This is a genomic window from Paenibacillus wynnii, assembly GCF_030812855.1.
Lineage (GTDB): Bacteria > Bacillota > Bacilli > Paenibacillales > Paenibacillaceae > Paenibacillus_AQ > Paenibacillus_AQ wynnii_A.
Genome location: NZ_JAUSTK010000020.1, coordinates 17,710 through 34,592, shown reverse-complemented (window position 1 = coordinate 34,592; position 16,883 = coordinate 17,710). Strand labels below are relative to the sequence as shown.

Sequence of the window (16,883 nt, the reverse complement as noted above, 5' to 3'; positions counted from 1 at the left end):
CAATCCCAGATCTTAAGCGGACTTAGATTGTTAAGATAAAACCCCATAGGGGTTATTTTTTTGTGTGGTGCACAGCTGAATTAGTGTCCAATTGCCCTGACTCTGCGCGCCGCCAACTCATGAATACCAAGGACAATGCAATTACCGAGAGGATAGCCCCAAGCAATCGAAATCCCCCGGAGCTGAACTTATCACCCATTACAATACTTAGCAACAAAGATGAGAGAATGGTTCCCAGGTATCTCGATGTCATAAATACTCCAGATGCTACACCGATAATCTCTTTTGGAGAACTTTTGAACAAGGCTGTTTGCATTCCGACATTGTTCAACCCGTTGCTAACACCGAATGCAGCTAACGCCAAACACACACTGATAACCGGTGAAGTTTCATTTAATGTCACTATCCATACTGACCCAAGTGTCATCAGTATTCCGGATAACAGCAATGCTGGCCGAGGTCCTGATTTATCTATCCATATTCCTGCTATTGGAGAAACAACAAGCGAGCACAAACCCAAGCTTAGCATGAGAATCCCAGTATGGAATTCGCTGACATGACGTACCATCTGCAAGTAGGACGGAAGCCCGAAAAAAATGGAGTAAAAAAGTAAGTTTACGAGTATGAATTCGACATTGACCCAAGTCATCGCAGGATATTTTGCGAATGTGCGTAAAGGAATAAAGGGTGACGTCGCCTTTAACTCATGTCGTACGAAAACCCCCAGTGAAAAGAGGCCTATCAATCCGACAATGACATGCCCAAATGAGACATGCCCAAAAGATTTTGCTGACAGTACTCCAACGAGCAAGGCAACCAGACCTACTGTGAAGAGCAGGACCCCTGACGCATCTATCAAATCAAACCATTTACGAAAGGACATGCCCCGTGCAACAGATGTTGGCAGTTCGTCCTTGGGAATATTCCTCCAAGCTAATAGAAAGCTCGTAACCACGAATGGAATATTGACAAAAAAGATAGCAGGCCAATCCCACCAGTGAATCAAAACCCCGCCAATAAAGGGTCCAATTGCTGCCGCTCCGGATAGGAATATAGATAAAACTGATAGTGCAGTTGCCTGTTTCTCCGTAATATGAATTCGCACAATGGCCATTCCAACTGACACAATCATGCTTGTTCCGATGGATTGCACAATGCGGAACACGATGAGCCATCCAAAGTTTGGTGATAGTGGCGCTAATAATGATGCAACGAAGGAAACAACAAGCCCGGTAAGAAATATCTTCTTGCGACCGAATAAATCACTGGCTTTCCCCATGACAGGTTGAGCGACGCTACTTGCAATGTAGAAAGAAAAAATAATCCAGGAAACTACTGTATAGTCAAGGCGGTACACATTTTGCAGCCTTGCAATAGCAACAGAAATCATCGATGAATTAAGTGGGTTTAATAGTACCCCCAGTCCAACGGAAATCATCAACCACCTGCTGCGAACACTCATTTTTGATCCCCCCAAATAGCTTATTAATGTCATCGTACTAGAAATTGATTATTTATTCCAACGCATTCTATGTTATGATTTCATTGACTTGAGGGAATGAACGGAGGATGCAAATGGAACTTCTACAACTGAAATATTTTCTCGAGGTAGCTCGTTTGGAACATGTGACCGAAGCTGCGGGAAGTCTGCACGTTACTCAATCATCACTAAGCAAAACGATTCAACGCTTGGAAGAGGATTTAGGGGTCCCTCTATTCGATCGAATAGGGCGGAAGCTACGATTGAATGAGTTCGGAAGCAGATTCCTTCGCCGTGCAGAAAGGGCTTTGTTTGAGTTGGAACAGGGGAAGCAGGAGATTAACGATTTATCCAGCCCGGAACATGGAACACTCGAATTGGCGGTGACCACCGCAAGCACGTTACCCAATATTCTTCGAGAGTTTCGAAAAAAACGGCCTCTTATCCAATTTCATGTGCAAATGCTGAAAACGCAGGAAATGGTTACGCTTCTTCATAGAGGAGAGGTCGATTTCTGCTTGTCCTCACCTCCTATACAAGGGGATGACATTGAATGTCAAATCGTGTTCATCGACACCATTCTTGTAGCTGTTCCAATGGGACATCGGCTGGCAGACCGAAGTAGCGTATCCTTGTCAGAACTAAGGGATGAATGGTTTGTAGGTGTAAAGAGAGGCTACGGTACACGCGATTTAGTGGACTCAGTATGCAAATCAGCTGGATTTGTACCTAAATATGTGTATGAGGGGGATGAACCTGCAAGGCTAAGCAGTCTTGTGGAATCCGAAATTGGCATAGCTTTCATACCAAGCACGGCAAGGTATTCACGGGAAAATATCAAATATCTCCAAGTAGAGAATCACGAATTGGTAAGAGAGATAGCTTTATTATGGCACAGGAATCGGTACATTTCGCGGGCTGCTCTGGAATTCCGTGAGGTCGTTGTAGAATATTTTGGGGAGATATCCAAATAGATATTTTAATATTTAAATAATTGTAATACACCATGATATAGTTATAATTGAAATAGAGAAGGTGTGTGACGCGCCTAAGCAAGAGCGCTTACATCCTTTCTGCAATTTCAGGGTTTAAGGATGGTGACAATGAGTAACAGAGAAACTACAACAGACGTCATCTTAATTGGTGCCGGAATTATGAGTGCGACTTTAGTTACATTTCTGAAAGAATTAGTTCCGGAATGGGAAATTACAGTGTTTGAGAAGCTCGAAAAGGCAGGAGAGGAAAGCTCTAACGAATGGAATAATGCAGGAACAGGGCATGCGGCATTGTGCGAGCTGAACTACACTGTCGAAAAATCAGACGGATCTATAGATATTAGCAAGGCTATCCAAATTAATGAACAGTTTCAGCTTTCAATGCAGTTTTGGTCTTATCTTGTTAACAGCGAGCTGATACGTAATCCGCAGGACTTTATCATGCCATTGCCTCATATGAGTATGGTACAGGGGGAACAAGATGTAACTTTTTTAAAGAAACGTTTCGAAGCAATGTCCGGTAATCCTTTGTTTCAAGGGATGGAATTTTCCGAAGACCCTGAAAAACTGATGGAATGGATTCCACTTATCTTACAAAATCGTCCATCGAAAGAACCAATAGCGGCAACAAAAATCGACTCTGGAACAGATGTCAATTTTGGCGCTTTAACCCGCATATTGTTTGATCACTTAAAGAGTAAAAACGTCGATATCAAATACAAACATAGTGTTGATAATCTCAAACGCACTAGCGACGGCTCGTGGGAATTGAATGTGCGAAATGAAAGCGGTAGCGTTAAACGCCATACTGCAAAATTTGTCTTTATCGGTGGTGGGGGAGGAAGCTTACATTTACTTCAAAAGTCCGGTATTCCTGAAGGAAAACATATTGGAGGATTTCCGGTAAGCGGTATATTTATGGTGTGTAATAATCCAGATGTCATAGAGCAGCATCATGCTAAAGTATACGGCAAAGCTAAGGTTGGAGCACCTCCCATGTCTGTCCCGCATCTAGACACAAGATTTATCGACAATAAAAAGTCATTGTTATTTGGACCTTTTGCCGGCTTCTCACCAAAATTTTTAAAAACCGGTTCAATATTTGATTTGGTAACTTCCGTTAAACCCGATAATCTCTTAACTATGTTGACGGCAGGTGCAAAAAACATGTCTTTGACAAAATACCTGATCGAACAAGTTATGTTATCGAAAGAAAAGCGTATGGAAGAGTTACGCGAGTTTATCCCTAACGCCAAAATCGAGGATTGGGACTTAGTAGTAGCGGGCCAACGTGTACAAGTGATTAAAGATACCGATGTTGGCGGCAAAGGTACACTTCAATTTGGTACAGAAGTTATTTGTGCCGCTGATGGCTCGATTGCTGCCTTGCTAGGTGCTTCTCCAGGTGCCTCAACTGCTGTTCACGTAATGCTTGAGGTAATTAATAAATGCTTCCCGCAACATATGAAAGAGTGGGAAGCGAAAATTAAAGAAATGATTCCTTCTTATGGTATGTCATTAATGGAAAATCCAGAGCTTTTGCACAAAATTCATACTTCAACAGCAGAGACGCTTGGTCTAATCGAAAAAGAACTAATCTATACTTAACAAGTCTCTGAAAAGGCATAGGTGTGAAGGCCGTCCTACTCAATGGGAGGCTACTGGTAAAGTCCCTTAAAAAAAACAGGCAAGGACTCTCACAATGTGAGATGGCCTTGCCTGTTTTCTTGTTTAAATGACCTATTTGAATGGTATGGGTGAGTGCAATAAGGCAGGCCGAGTCCGATAATTGTTTTTGCTGGCACTTTGAGCTAGAACACCATAATACACTACTAGTCATCGCTGATCATCACTACATTTGCCACAAATATCCAATTGTATAATTCGCCTAAAGAATCAACGTACGCCTATAGCTGGAACATGGCAGTTGACATAAATTAACCCATAACGATAATAAAGGAGCTGCTATAATGAATAACATTCCAGTTGAAGGATACTTTCTTCATTCCAATGACCCGGGGAACAATCATTCCCATAGTGTTTTCATTACATCTTGGGACGGTCGGCCTGTTGTTCACGTTCACCCTTATTCTGGTGTCACCTCTTATGACGACGGACACGTTCATCAGTATGCCAGTGTTACCGAGCCTGCCCTAAGCGGCGTCCCTCATGTTCATCGATATTTCACCGTAACATCAATAGATCAAGGGCACACCCATGTTATCCAAGGGACCACAGGTCCGGCTATTGATATACCCGGTGGCAGTCACATTCATTACTTCGAAGGTGTTACAACTCTAAGCGGTATGAGACCACATACTCATCGTTATAAAGGAACTACTGGCAAGGATTCATAATCTTAACTGCTTGTAATGGAGGCCACTGAAAAGTCCTGTTACTAATTTAAGGCATATATTTAAGGAGCTGTTTAACTACGGGGAATATTGGGACTTCCGGCCGCTGTCGTTCCTACAGTTCCCAATTCCCCTTTCGTTACTCTCCTCGGATGATTTCAAACCAACAATCCCTTAACGTGAGCCCATTTATAGTGATGTATGGAATCGTTTGTTCAACTACCCTGAAAGTTATAGACCCAAACGGTGACACCCTCTGATTTGGGTGTGGAGATTTTTTTGTACATAATGAACTTTAATACCCTCTGCTATCTCTTATCTATGAAAGGGGTGAGAACATGAATGTAAGCCGTCTTGTCAAACAAGCCCAAAAAGGCAACAAGGAAGCTTTATTACAACTAATTATAACCGAACAGGACGCTTATTATCGTCTTGCCTACAGCTACATGAGAAATGAGCATGACGCAATGGATGCCATGGAAGACATGATTCTTACGCTTTATGACAAGCTGGATCAATTACAAAAAGGGGAAGCTTTCTACAGTTGGAGCAAAACCATTCTCGTCAATCGTTGCAAAACATTACTCCGCAAAAAGGAACGATTTCTTCCTCTGGAAGACGAGCGAGAACCATCACTTGCTGCATTAACTGATGATAATCCATATCGCAATACGGAGTCTGAGATGGACATGCAGGTGCTGCTCTCTCATCTGAATGCACGACAGCGGGAAGCGATTGAACTTCGTTACGTACATGATCTTCCGTATCAGACAATTGCGGATATGACCGATGCACCGGTTGGCACCATCAAATCAAGAATTTCGCAAGGCAAACAAAAACTGAAAGCCATGATCGGGGGTAATCGTTATGAAAACGATCGAGGAGAGAATACAGGAACACAAGCAGACCTTGAATATCGTGCAGGCTCCGTTAGAACTTGAAGGCAGACTTCGAAACGCGCTTGAGCATGTTCCTACTAAGAAAAGAAAAGTAAATAGAGCGATGACATGGGTTGCTTCGTCAGCCGCTGCACTCCTTCTAATTGTTGGAACTTATCAGTATCCAGTATTTGCTTATTACGGAGGTAAGTTATTTAATAAAATCGAGCTGAGTTCTCTAAACTTCTCTGAGGTGGCAGAGAAAGGATACGGTCAAAATGTCAACAAAAGCAAAACGTTTGATAGTGGCACTGTCATTACCATTAACGGGGTTATTGCGGACGATAACGCATTGCTAATGTATTACACTATTGATCGACCAGCAGGCTCCGTTTTTACTGACAATGGTTTATTTCGTTATGACATTGGTAAAATGAAAGGGTTCTTGACTGATTCAGAACAAAGAGGAGGGAGTGGTGACAATAGCAAAACCGAAACCCATTTCGAGGGAAATTATAGATTCGAGCCAGTTAGTCCATTCTCCAGAACATTAACAGTTACAATCAGTGAGCGGCTGAATAATGGGGAGCTGGAAACACATCCGATCTCCTTCAAATTTGAAGCTAATAAAGCGATGAAGAGTATTTTTAAAGAAGAGGACATTTCAAAATCCATTCCTGTCGATCAGGGGACTATCCACTTTGAATCCATTACGGCTTCACCAACTACAACCATCGTGAAGGGACATTATGAAATGGATAATGAGGAACTCCCGATATTTCCAGGCAAAACAAACCTTTATTTGAATGGAACAGAAGTGAAATCATGGGGAATGGGAAATCGTTTTGGTGAAAAGGGCATCCCGGAATTTGAACTTGAATTTGATGTGCTTCCGACAGACAAGATAGAGACCCTTGAACTTGTACTTGAAAATTTCGCCGGATATCAGAAAGTGGTAGACCCCATCTCCCTAGCCTCACCATCAAATCAATCCATCACGATTGGCAATGAAAAGGTATGGATCCGAAGCGTCACAAAAACTGATGCAGGTTATGATATCGTTATTGCTAGGAAACAGTTTACAATCTTAGAAACAAAAAATTTATCTGTTCAATCTGGTGATATCGTAGTTCCCGTATCATCAATTTCTTTGTCACGACCGTGGGATCTGAAAAACGGTAACATCCTGTGGGAGCAGACGTATTCCTTTAACACAATGAAGAAACCGGAACACCTGCTACTGGACGGATTTCACTATATTAAAACCTACGACAAGACAATATCTATTCCTATAGATGACAAAAAATAAAATCATATTTAATGGGTTGAACAATCAGCAAATTGATGATGAGAAAACAATACAAATTCCTTTGAAAACGGTATTTCAGCTTTCTGGACAACAGATGATTGAACTAGAACGAGCTAATACTATTTGGATAACCAACACACCTGGTGGAACACGAACTTGTAATATTAATAATAAAGCCGCCAAGCGGCGGCCTTTCCATTCTTTAACATACTGACAGGTTATTTCGATTTCTTCTTAGCTGCGGATCTGCCTTGCTTCTTCGGATCATCTGATGGTGGTGCTGCATGCTGTGAGCCGTTGGGCTTAATCGAATCGGCCATGTTGTGAATGCTCCTTCCGTGAGATTTGTATTAGTTATGTGCAATTACTACAAGTTTATCCAAAGGCGATATACCTAATTTGAAAACACGACCCTGAATTGAATTACTCATTATACCTAGAAAGGAGAATGTATTTTATCTATGGAAATTGAAAATCTAATTACAGTAAAATCGAGGGAAGATTTGAGGATATGACTACAGGAAAATAGTGAGGCTGAGAAATTTTGTTGGGTAGTAGTTAGTATGGTGCCAACTCCAGATACGTTGCTATATTTGGACGCGGTCGAAGAAGAGCAAAGGCTAAAAGAGGAAAGGCAAGTATATGAGAACTTTTTGGCCTTTCCATATCTTAGTTATGAGTCAGTAAAAGCTATTTTCTTAACTTACCTGGGATTCGGAAATGCCTAATGGACTCAATTGGATGATATAGTAGCATCCATGGACCTGAGAAACGCATGATAATCTTAATTCTTTCACGATAATCCTGTTTGTAACAATGGATAGAGCACTTTGCACAAGCCGCTTTCTCTTCACCGAATGGGCAGAGGGATAGTCTTTTCCAAGCATAATCATTTAAGTCTTGACATTCCTCGCAGAACACTTTTTGATTATGTTTTTTCTTACAATATATATAAATCATTTTTGAAACAATTTCTTTTTCTCTTCGAATATTAGGACCATCATTTAACTGCCGTTTCACTTTTATTGTCATGTTTGAAAGATCCCTTTCATTGTTGAAAGATTGCAATATACATTAACTATATCATCTAATTATTAAAGAAAAAATGATATGGGTACCTTGTGAAAACTAGTCTAGGAGAAATAAACGCTATTTCCATTTACATCCACAAAAGAACTAAACTTTTTAGGGTATGAACTTTAATTTCGCATAAAAAACATTAAAGAAGCTATGATAAAATGATTTTTGTTATCGCTTACACTTATATTTTTGGGAGGAAGTGGAAATGGGTCTGCTACAGGCTGAACAGCATCTTAGTACGACATAGATGCAATTTAACCAATAGGAGGAATGACCAATGAAACAGAAAAGATTGAAGTTATTTTTAGCAATTTTAGTTTGTTTTGCGCTTACATTGCCTGCAGTTATCGCTCAGGCAGCAACAACGATTACCTCCAATCAGACTGGGACCCAAGACGGCTACGACTATGAGCTGTGGAAGGATTCCGGGACCACAAGTATGACTCTCAATAGTGGTGGCGCGTTCAGTGCCCAGTGGAGTAATATCGGAAATGCGTTATTCCGTAAAGGCAAGAAATTTGACTCTACCCAGACACACTCACAACTTGGAAACATATCAATAAATTACAGCGCAAGCTTCAATCCGGGCGGCAATTCCTATTTGTGTGTCTATGGGTGGACGAAGGACCCGCTCATAGAATATTACATCGTCGATAGCTGGGGCACCTATCGTCCGACCGGAACGAAAAAGGGCACCATTACCGTAGACGGAGGGACATATGACATATATGAGACCACCCGAACCAATCAACCTTCCATTATAGGTAATGCAACTTTTAAGCAGTATTGGAGTGTCCGGACGTCGCAACGCACGAGCGGAACCATATCTGTTAGCGAACACTTTAAAAAGTGGGAGAGCTTAGGAATGCCAATGGGTAAGATGTATGAGGTCGCGCTTACGGTAGAGGGCTATCAAAGTAGTGGAAATGCAAATGTGACTAGTCATACACTTACTATCGGTGGCGGTAGTACGAATCCAACTCCAACTCCTACACCAAGCACAGGTACAAAAACGGAAACCGAGAGTATGACCAAAGGCGGTCAATACACCGGGAATATTAGCTCTCCTTTCTCAGGAGTCGCTTTATACGCCAACAATGATTTGGTGAAATACACGCAGTATTTCGAGAGCGGCACCCATAGTTTTTCACTCCGCGGTGCTTCGAACAACTCCAACATGGCCAAAATCGACTTGAAAATCGGCGGAGTGACGAAGGGTACCTTCTACTTCGGCGGGAGCAGTCCTGCGGTCTATACACTAAACAATGTCAGTCATGGAACCGGAAATCAGGAGATCCAGCTCGTTTGTACATCCGATGACGGGACTTGGGATGCTTACATTGATTATTTGGAAATCAAGTAAAAACTCCTTTAGCGGTTAATGATGCTTCTGAGTTTTTGATTGAGATCTGAACGTCTTATCAAACAAGAAGCCGGCGGAATTTTCCGCACCGGCTTTTTGTGAGTACTTGGAGAATATTTTATAACAAATCCAATATTTTTCGTTTAGAAAATCATTTCAAAAGTCCCCCTTGTCAAAGGATTGGGACTTATTTGATTTACATTCATTATGAAACCTCAAATCATATTTTAACGTAACATTAATTATATTTTATTGAAAATAAAGGAATGGGAGTTTTTACTCATGATAACTCACATAAAAAAGTTTGGTATTATAGCACTAGTTCTTTGTATACTATCTGCTTGCTCCTCTGAATCTGAAGAAATTATTTCAAGGAAAACAAATAAAGATTTAGAGGTGCGCGTAGACAAGTACCTTAAAGACAAAAAATTTAACGGTTCAATTCTCATGGGCAAAGAAGGAGACATCTGGATTAGCAAGGGGTATGGAATGGCCAATTTTGAAAAAGAAATTCCCAACACACCTACTACACGTTTTAGAATAGGTTCAGTGACAAAACAATTCACTTCATTAAGTATTATGAAACTTCAAGAGCAAGGTCTAGTTAATGTGAAGGATACTCTTGATAAATATATTCCCGATTATCCCAATGGAGATAAAATCACCTTACATCATCTCTTATCCCATACGTCCGGAATTCAAGAATATCTCTCGACCTATCTCTTGTCCTCTCCTTTATCTCAACAATATACCTCTCCTTATGAGCTCATTAATACATTTAAACAAGAACCTCTTAACTTCACTCCAGGAACACAATTCAGCTATAGTAATTCAAATTATGTTTTATTAGGCTATATTATTGAGAAAGTCTCAAAAGAATCATATACAGACTATATTAATGACAATATTTTAAGACCTCTTCATATGAAAGATTCAGGGTATGACATTAATGTATACAATGAGGATAATCATGCAAAAGGATATGAAGGAACAGCGGAACAACATTCTGATCCATTCTATAATCTTGATATGTCATTCGCTTTCTCAGCAGGGGCATTATATTCAACTGTGGAAGATCTCTACTTATGGGATCAAGCGTTGTACACAAATAAATTAATAACCGCGGCCTCTCTAGACACAATGTTTACACCAAAGATTGTCGTTGAAAAAGATATAACAAGTTACGCTTATGGTTGGGTTGTATTTCCCGGACCCGAAAACCTCGTGGGACACGGCGGAAATATATTTGGATATAGCTCAATGATCCTTAAAAACCGGGAAACCAAGAACTTAGTGATTGTGCTGTGCAATTTTGATTCATATGCCGAAATCAGCATCATTGCAAGAGATTTAAATAAAATATTAGATAACTACATTAAGAAGTAGATACTTCTACTGAGTTTTTTACAGAAAAATGGCCGGGAAATGATTCCCGGTCATTTTTCAATTTGTAGTATTTTAATCAAGCCCCAAATGCATCTTTAATGTAAATCCTATTAATAAAGAGTCACCCGCTAAATTTTAATGCTGACTTCTCCGCTTGAAAGATATTCCTCGTCACCATTCTCATATCTGACTTTCAGATGACAATCGTTATCGATATCAATGGCTGTTGCCTCACGTTGTTTATTATCCTTCATCACCATTACGGGCTTGCCAAGTGAAATGATTCGTTTTCTATAATCGGAAAGAAACAGTCTGTCAATTAAATGCTCATAAAATCCCATAAAATGGTTTAGTATTTCTGCCACGAGTCGGCTGCGGAGATCACCATAATGATTGCTTTCGGAAAATACAGATGTTGCAATCTCGGTAAGATCGTTAGGAAAGCCGCCCGCTGGTAGTGCTACATTGATACCAATGCCGAGAACGGCATAATCAAGCCACTCGTTTTCCAGTGACATGGAAGCTTCGGTAAGGATTCCGCACACCTTTTTGCCTTCCATGAATACGTCATTGACCCACTTAATCTGCGTGTCTTTACCAGATACGCTCTCGATGGCAAGGGCAACAGCGACTGCGGCGGAAGTCGTCAGAAGAGTGGATTCTGCTGCTGATAGCTTTGGACGCAGCAGGATGCTCATATAGATACCCGTTCCTGGCGGAGAAAAGAATCTTCGGCCTTTTCTTCCGCGGCCGGCTGTCTGCTCTTCCGAAAGGATCACTTTGCCTTCAGCCTCTCCATTTGAGGCAAGGATTTTTATGGCTTCGTTCGTTGAAGGTATTGTCTTAAAGACTTCAACACGCAGCTTTTGACCCTGAGTATCCAGATACTTTGAAATTGCACCAGCAGACAAGATATCCGTATGAGGTGACAAGGAATATCCTTTATTGGTTATAGCCTGTATGGAATAACCGTCTGTCTGCAGCGATTTTATGGCTTTCCAGACAGCGCTGCGCGTCACGGATAACTGTCCGGCTATTTCCTCGCCGGATATATATTCACCTTTGTTGCCATCGAGCAAGCCTAGAATATGTTCTTTAACTGTCATGGATATAACCCTCCAAAAGTATAGCTTTCCGACCAAACCTCTTCGATTATATTAACATGCTTACATAACAATAGGAAAACTCAAGCGTGTTATTTTGTTTTATTGTAAACCTAAAATATTATTATGGTTTACAATAAAAGCTGTCTCCATTATAATTCAGCTTACATCTTACCTAGTGGAGGTTATTTTCTTGAAAACAAAAGAACTTGTTTATGCCGCATTATTCACAGCTCTCATCGCGGTGCTCGGCCTGATTCCCCCCTTGCCCCTTGGCTTCATTCCTGTTCCGATCACTGCCCAGACGCTTGGCGTCATGCTCGCCGGATGTTTTCTGGGTAAACGGATGGGCGCTCTGAGTCTAGTTATTTTTATCATTCTCATAGCGATTGGCCTGCCGGTGCTGACCGGCGGAAGAGGCGGACTGGCGGTGCTCGTTGGACCGTCTGCAGGATACATATTAAGCTGGCCGATCGCCGCCGGCCTCATCGGCTGGTATTCCGAAAAAATCTGGCCGAAGCTCCAAACTTGGAAGCTGTTAGCCGGCAACCTGATCTTTGGCGTAATGCTGGTGAATCTGATTGGCGCACCCATCATGGCATTGATTACGAATACGTCGGTCTGGGCCGGACTTGCCGGTGCGCTGGCCTTTCTTCCGGGAGACATCATCAAAGTCGTTATTGCAGCAGTAATAACTATGCAACTTAAAGCAATCAGTCCTATTGAAGAAAAAGTGCAGGGGTGAGGATACCCATGAACCTGGTACAGCACATTTTAGAACGCGGGCAGATAGACCCTTACCGTATCGCGATCTCGGACGGCCGGGAAGAACGCACATACGCTCAGCTCATGAGGCTGGTTCAACAGGTCTCAAACGGATTGCGGCAGGGTGGACATGCGAAACGCAACATCGCTGTCCTGTCCGGAAACCGCATGGAATTCGCCGAGTTTGTTCTCGGCGCCATCTACGCGGGATGCGTTCCCGTGCTGCTGGACCCCAAATGGCCTCCGGGTGAAATAGATAAGGTGATCCGGCAGTGCGAGCCTGGGCTGATCGCTAGTGAAGGGCGCTTTGCGGCTGATCTCTCAGAACGTTATCAAGAAATTCCGCAGTTATACTTCGGCGAGGATCAGCAAGCCGGCAGCTATTGCTCTTGGCTGGCTGGCTTCGAGCCGAATGCCATGGCAGAGGAGAACCCTGAACTGCTGTTTATCGGGTATACGTCAGGCACAACCGGCTTCCCAAAGGGGTACATGCGGACTCATCTGTCGTGGTTAAGAAGCTGCGAGGCGACGGAGAAGGAGTTCAGGCTGAACCGTATAAAGCATGTACTTGCGCCTGGACCGTTCGTGCATTCCCTGTCGCTGTTCGCCATGATGCAATCCCTATATAGTATGGCGACTTTTCATCTACTTCAGGAATTCAATGCTGAGAGCATACTGAACCTCTGCTCCCGCGAACCGGATATGATCCTGTTCGTTGTGCCCACGATGATCGACACTTTGCTTCATCTGGCGGCTACAAGCACCGCTCAGATATCCATGCAGGCGGTGATCAGCTCTGGCGGGAAGTGGCCCGAGTCCTCGAAACAAAGGTGCCGCGAGTTGTTCAAGGACACGAAGCTCTATGAGTCTTACGGATCATCGGAGGCCAGCTACATCAGCTATCTTGAGGTAACCGGGGAGGAGCAGCCGGATTCCTTGGGCAAAGCGTTCGACGGTGTGCACATTTCCATCCGCGACGAGCAGTTCCGTGAGGTTCCTCCGGGTACGGTCGGTGAGCTGTACATCCGAAGCGAAATGATGTTCGCCGGTTATCACCAGCTGCCTGAAGAGACGGCAAGCGTTTTTCGCGATGGCTGGCTGCGTACGGGGGATTACATGCTCCTTGATCAAGACATGCATTTACACTTGGCTGGCCGCGCCAGCAACATGATCAAAAGTGGAGGACTCAAGGTGTTCCCCGAAGAAGTGGAGGCTGTGCTGCTCCGCATTCCGGCTATTCGAGAGGTCATGATATTCGGTAAACCGGATGATCGGTGGGGTGAGCAAGTAACGGCGCTGATTCAATGGAACGGAGAACAGCGGATCAGTCTGGATGAAATGAGGAATTACTGCCGCCCCTATCTTGCAAGCTACAAGATACCTAAGCAGCTTATTGCTGTAGAACGATTCATTTATACAAGCTCCGGAAAAATAGCGCGCCAATTAATGAAAGACGATGTGAGAGAAGGGATGATATGAAAGAGGCTGTTCTGGTCATGGCCAGGCGTACACCTGTCGGCAAAATCGGCGGACAGTTAAGTACGCTCGAACCGGAGAAGCTGCTCGCGCCGCTGATTCGTCTCCTGGTTAGAGAAGCACAGTTGCCTCCGGAATGGATCGATGATGTAATCATCGGCAACGTAGTAGGCCCGGGCGGGAATATTGCCCGTAAGTCTGTGCTTGAAGCAGGACTGCCCGTTACGGTTCCGGGAGTCACGATCGACCGGCAGTGCGGTTCAGGACTTGAAGCCATCATCATGGCGGCCCGCTTCATTCAGAGTGGAGCCGGAGAAATATTCCTGGCAGGCGGAGTCGAAAGCGCAAGCCGAGCTCCTTGGAAAATGTTCAGACCCGACACCCTGATGGGTACGCCAACGATATATACACGCGCACCGTTCACACCTAATGCTTTCGGAGATCCTGACATGGGTCTTGCTGCAGAGAATGTGGCGAGTAAATACGGTATTTCTCGGGAGGCGCAAGATTGTTATGCGCTTGAGAGTCATCAAAAGGCAGTCCGCGCCATGCGTACAGGCAGATATGAACCGGAACTTGCACCGCTTCAAGTAAACGGATTCCGGATCACAGATGACGAATGTCCGAGACCGGATACGAGTTTGAAGAAGCTGCGCAGCCTACCGCCTGTTTTTTCGGATAATGGCACCGTTACAGCCGGAAATGCTTGTCCCATTAACGATGGCGCCGCTCTGGTGCTCATGATGTCGCGTGAAAAGTGCGAACAGCTTAACTTAACCCCCGTCCTCCGTTTTGTTGACTCGCAAGCTGCTGGAGTTGAACCCCGTTACCTGGGAATCGGGCCGGTCCCGGCGGTTCGGAAACTGCTAAGCCGCCAGCGTCTGAATATACACGATTTGGATATCGTTGAATTTAATGAGGCTTTTGCCTCCCAGGTATTGGCCTCGCTGCATGAACTTCATATTCCACTGGGAAAGGTCAATCCTGGAGGAGGCGCATTGGCTCTGGGCCATCCCTATGGAGCATCCGGTGCGATCCTTATGACGCGTTTATATTCGGAAATGCTGCAAAACCCCTACAGAAAAGGACTGGCAACGCTTGGCATCGGTGGCGGAATGGGGCTGGCCGTTCTGGTGGAGGCGGCCTTATGAACATGATCCGGTTTCAGGTTCAGCTCACGCCGGACAATATCGAGCAGTATGCGAACAGCATAGATTCGCCCTTACAGAAAATAGGGGGAGTAGTCATTGCTCCTTCAACCATGCCGGTAACATTCTGGAAAATGGAAGATGCCCCTTGGCTCGATAGGGAGGTGGCAATGATTCACGGAACGCAGCAGTTCTATTATCATGCGCCGCTGATGGCCGGTATGATCCTGACTTGCGAACTATCCTTGCTTAAAGTGGAGCAAAAAAACGGCAGGCAGGGTTTGCTGACTTTCTATACCCATTCTCTTGTCTGCTGTCACCGGGGCAGCCCCATAGCTGCAGCAGAAACCGTCTTAATCAGGATAGGTGAAATGAAATGATAATCGAGATCTCCGAGGCGGACATCAGGCATTATGCCTCTGTCACCAAGGATGAGGCAGCCATTCATCTGGATGCCGAAGCTGCAAGAAAAGCGGGTTTTGAAGCTCCCATAGCACATGGAATGTACATCATGGGGCTAGCGCAGTCTCTATATATGAAAGAACATCGTTCTCATTGGATTCAATCCTTTAGCATGAGGTTTGAAAAACCGTGTGTCCAAGGCTCGACCGTATGCTTCCGATATAACACTTGGAATCATGATCAAATCCAGGTAACGGTAACATCAGATCACGGAGAAATCATTGCTAAAGGTTCTTTTAGCGTTGTAGAGGAGATCGCCGATACATGAAGACGGTATTGATTACTGGGGCAACCAGGGGGATTGGGCGCAGTATAGCTACAGAGCTTGGGCGCTGCGGTTATCAGGTAGCCGTTAATGGTTTGCGTGATGAAAATGTTAGACAAGTGGTAGAGGACATTCGCCGGACAGGCGGCTCGGCGGAGGGATTCTGTGCCAATGTCGCTGATCCCGCTGCGGTTACGGCGATGATGGACGAAGTTATCGACAAGATGGGTTCCTTGGAGATTTTAATTCATAACGCCGGCATCATTAAGGACCGCAAATGCGAGTTCATGACGGATCTGGAGTGGCAGGCCGTTTTGGACGTTCATTTGAATGGGGCCTTCTACTGCACCCAGCGGGCTTTATCTCATCTGAGTCGTCACGGAGGCGATATTGTGCTGATGACCTCAACCGCGGGACTCGCCGGATCGGTGGGACAGGTCAATTACAGCGCCGCCAAGGCCGGACTTCTCGGAATGCTGTGGACGCTTGCCGATGAACTGAAACCCAAACGGATTAGGGTCAACGGCGTTGCTCCCGCTGCCTTGACCGACATGACCCGGCCAGTTATTCAACATCTGAAAGAAAAATACGCAAAACGCAACGAGCCGCTTCCCGAGGAATGGAACTTGGGAGAAGCTGATGATGTGGCCCGGTTCGTTCGTGCGCTTCTGGATCAAAAAGACCCTGAGCTGACGGGTAACGTGTTCGGAATTAACGGAAAACAGATTACACATTGGCAGAAACCACAGCCATCCACTCTTGTTGCTTCCGGGCCGGAAGATTTTTTTGAATGATGGAAGAAACGGAAGGAGCATAGGA

16 protein-coding genes and 1 pseudogene are annotated in these 16,883 nt (G+C 44.2%); 14 read left to right on the top strand and 3 right to left on the bottom strand.

From position 1 onward, the window contains the following. Positions 1 to 52: 52 nt before the first annotated feature. Complete coding sequence (locus tag J2T20_RS17615) at positions 53 to 1,462, bottom strand: MFS transporter (RefSeq protein ID WP_307590566.1); 1,410 nt, start codon at positions 1,460 to 1,462, stop codon at positions 53 to 55. A gap of 113 nt (positions 1,463 to 1,575) precedes the next feature. Between J2T20_RS17615 and J2T20_RS17610 the strand changes: the two genes are divergently transcribed. The 6 genes and pseudogenes from J2T20_RS17610 to J2T20_RS17585 all read left to right on the top strand — a co-directional run. Beyond that, positions 1,576 to 2,454: a LysR family transcriptional regulator gene (locus tag J2T20_RS17610; protein ID WP_307590564.1), complete on the top strand. Its 879-nt coding sequence runs from the start codon at positions 1,576 to 1,578 to the stop codon at positions 2,452 to 2,454. A gap of 129 nt (positions 2,455 to 2,583) precedes the next feature. Then, positions 2,584 to 4,083, top strand: a complete 1,500-nt coding sequence (locus J2T20_RS17605; RefSeq protein WP_307590562.1) for a malate:quinone oxidoreductase — start codon at positions 2,584 to 2,586, stop codon at positions 4,081 to 4,083. 362 nt (positions 4,084 to 4,445) lie between these two features. Further along, on the top strand, positions 4,446 to 4,832 hold the full coding sequence (locus J2T20_RS17600; RefSeq protein ID WP_307590560.1) for a YmaF family protein: 387 nt from the start codon (positions 4,446 to 4,448) through the stop codon (positions 4,830 to 4,832). A gap of 335 nt (positions 4,833 to 5,167) precedes the next feature. Continuing rightward, complete coding sequence (locus J2T20_RS17595; protein WP_307590559.1) at positions 5,168 to 5,770, top strand: RNA polymerase sigma factor; 603 nt, start codon at positions 5,168 to 5,170, stop codon at positions 5,768 to 5,770. After that, positions 5,697 to 7,016 (top strand): DUF4179 domain-containing protein, encoded by a 1,320-nt coding sequence (locus tag J2T20_RS17590; protein ID WP_307590557.1) that lies wholly within the window; start codon positions 5,697 to 5,699, stop codon positions 7,014 to 7,016. Before J2T20_RS17595 ends, J2T20_RS17590 begins: the two co-directional genes overlap by 74 nt. Positions 7,017 to 7,477: 461 nt before the next feature. Next, a pseudogene (locus J2T20_RS17585) lies at positions 7,478 to 7,627 on the top strand (YdeI/OmpD-associated family protein); the annotation flags it as partial. Between the two features lie 79 nt (positions 7,628 to 7,706). On the opposite strand, the gene J2T20_RS17580 reads toward J2T20_RS17585, so the two are convergent. Next, positions 7,707 to 8,048 carry a nitrous oxide-stimulated promoter family protein gene (locus J2T20_RS17580; RefSeq protein WP_307590555.1) on the bottom strand — a complete coding sequence of 114 codons (342 nt, stop codon included), beginning with the start codon at positions 8,046 to 8,048 and terminating at the stop codon, positions 7,707 to 7,709. 325 nt (positions 8,049 to 8,373) lie between these two features. Between J2T20_RS17580 and J2T20_RS17575 the strand changes: the two genes are divergently transcribed. Both J2T20_RS17575 and J2T20_RS17570 read left to right on the top strand, forming a co-directional pair. Next, positions 8,374 to 9,459: a glycoside hydrolase family 11 protein gene (locus J2T20_RS17575; RefSeq protein ID WP_307590553.1), complete on the top strand. Its 1,086-nt coding sequence runs from the start codon at positions 8,374 to 8,376 to the stop codon at positions 9,457 to 9,459. Between the two features lie 282 nt (positions 9,460 to 9,741). Beyond that, the gene (locus J2T20_RS17570) at positions 9,742 to 10,845 is read left to right on the top strand and encodes a serine hydrolase domain-containing protein (RefSeq protein ID WP_307590552.1); all 1,104 of its coding nucleotides are present in this window, start codon (positions 9,742 to 9,744) and stop codon (positions 10,843 to 10,845) included. 128 nt (positions 10,846 to 10,973) lie between these two features. Here J2T20_RS17570 and J2T20_RS17565 read toward each other — a convergent pair whose 3' ends face one another. Next, entirely contained in the window at positions 10,974 to 11,951 is a 978-nt protein-coding gene (locus J2T20_RS17565; protein WP_307590551.1) for a biotin--[acetyl-CoA-carboxylase] ligase, read from the bottom strand. 190 nt (positions 11,952 to 12,141) lie between these two features. On the opposite strand from J2T20_RS17565, the gene J2T20_RS17560 reads away from it, so the two are divergent. From J2T20_RS17560 to J2T20_RS17535, 6 genes are read left to right on the top strand one after another with little or no spacing between them, the layout of a single operon-like run. Next, positions 12,142 to 12,693, top strand: a complete 552-nt coding sequence (locus tag J2T20_RS17560) for a biotin transporter BioY (protein WP_307590550.1) — start codon at positions 12,142 to 12,144, stop codon at positions 12,691 to 12,693. Positions 12,694 to 12,701: 8 nt separating this feature from the next. Next, positions 12,702 to 14,192 carry a class I adenylate-forming enzyme family protein gene (locus J2T20_RS17555; RefSeq protein WP_307590548.1) on the top strand — a complete coding sequence of 497 codons (1,491 nt, stop codon included), beginning with the start codon at positions 12,702 to 12,704 and terminating at the stop codon, positions 14,190 to 14,192. Beyond that, positions 14,189 to 15,340 (top strand): thiolase family protein, encoded by a 1,152-nt coding sequence (locus J2T20_RS17550; RefSeq protein WP_307590546.1) that lies wholly within the window; start codon positions 14,189 to 14,191, stop codon positions 15,338 to 15,340. Before J2T20_RS17555 ends, J2T20_RS17550 begins: the two co-directional genes overlap by 4 nt. Continuing rightward, a complete protein-coding gene (locus J2T20_RS17545) occupies positions 15,337 to 15,717 on the top strand; it encodes an FAS1-like dehydratase domain-containing protein (protein WP_307590543.1) in 381 nt (126 codons plus the stop codon). The genes J2T20_RS17550 and J2T20_RS17545 overlap by 4 nt, the downstream gene beginning before the upstream one ends. Beyond that, a complete protein-coding gene (locus J2T20_RS17540; protein WP_307590541.1) occupies positions 15,714 to 16,067 on the top strand; it encodes a MaoC family dehydratase in 354 nt (117 codons plus the stop codon). The genes J2T20_RS17545 and J2T20_RS17540 overlap by 4 nt, the downstream gene beginning before the upstream one ends. Continuing rightward, entirely contained in the window at positions 16,064 to 16,858 is a 795-nt protein-coding gene (locus J2T20_RS17535) for an SDR family NAD(P)-dependent oxidoreductase (protein WP_307590539.1), read from the top strand. The genes J2T20_RS17540 and J2T20_RS17535 overlap by 4 nt, the downstream gene beginning before the upstream one ends. The last annotated feature ends 25 nt before the right edge of the window (positions 16,859 to 16,883 follow it).